Origin of the sequence: Neglectibacter sp. X4 (assembly GCF_009917365.1) — a bacterium.
Classification (GTDB): domain Bacteria; phylum Bacillota; class Clostridia; order Oscillospirales; family Acutalibacteraceae; genus Acutalibacter.
The window spans coordinates 1-983 of record NZ_QWLE01000182.1 but is presented as its reverse complement, the minus strand read 5'-3'; the positions used below and the strand labels follow the sequence as shown (position 1 = coordinate 983).

Sequence of the window (983 nt, the reverse complement as noted above, 5' to 3'; positions counted from 1 at the left end):
TTTTGCCGATGCTGAAATCGTAGAATTTTGTGATGACGGGTGGAGCGGAAAAAACTTTGACCGCCCCGCTGTAAAGGAACTTTTGGAGCAGACAAAGCACGGGAAAATCCAATGCATTATCGTAAAAGATATGTCCCGGTTTGGCCGAGACTACCTCACAGTCGGCAACTATATTTCTAAGGTTTTCCCCTTTTTGGGGGTACGGTTTATTGCCGTGAACGATGGAATTGACAGCATCCGGCCCCAAGACGTTGACAGCCTGGACACATCTTTTAAGGCCCTACTCTATGATCTTTATAGCCGTGATTTATCCCGGAAAGTCCGCAACGCAAAACGCGCCCGCGCCCAAAAAGGTGAGTATCTGGCGGCACATCCGTTGTATGGCTATGTAAAAGACCCGGCGCGGAAGAATCACCTGGTGATAGACCCGCCCGCAGCGGAAACCGTGCGCCGTATCTTTGTCATGGTCGGCGGTGGAGTATCCATCGCGCAGACTGCAAAGATGCTCAACAGCCAGGGGGTTCCCACCCCCATGCGGCATAAAACGGCCAAGGGGATGTACGCCTCATGGAATTGCATCGGTGAGGAAAATCTTTGGACAGAAGCATCGGTCTTAAAAGTCATCCGAAATGAGGAATATACCGGTTCGACGGTTTATGGCAGGCGTTTTCATGACAGGATTGGTCAGGGGCACAGTGTAAAGGTCAGCAAAAAGGACTGGATCATCGTGCCAGATGTCCATGAGCCTATTGTTTCCATGGAGGAATTTGACCGGGCACAAGCTGCTTTGAAGGAGTACAAAGAGCGGCATGTGCCGGTCGGTAGCAAAACGAGAATCCGGTGCGGCATTTGCGGCCATGCCATGTCACGCAGGAATACAAAAGAGCCGTACTATTTTTGCAGGACTCCCAACGTTACCGACGTGTGTTCCTGCCCGCAAGAGCGGATACGGGAACAGGAAATCCACACGGCCTTGCTGGTGA

Annotated in this window: 1 protein-coding gene; it reads left to right on the top strand. The window is 51.6% G+C overall.

Translation table 11 applies throughout. The features are described 5' to 3' along the window. Positions 1-983 (top strand): recombinase family protein (locus D1841_RS17545; protein WP_160644953.1); only part of this gene is annotated, 983 nt, incomplete at both ends.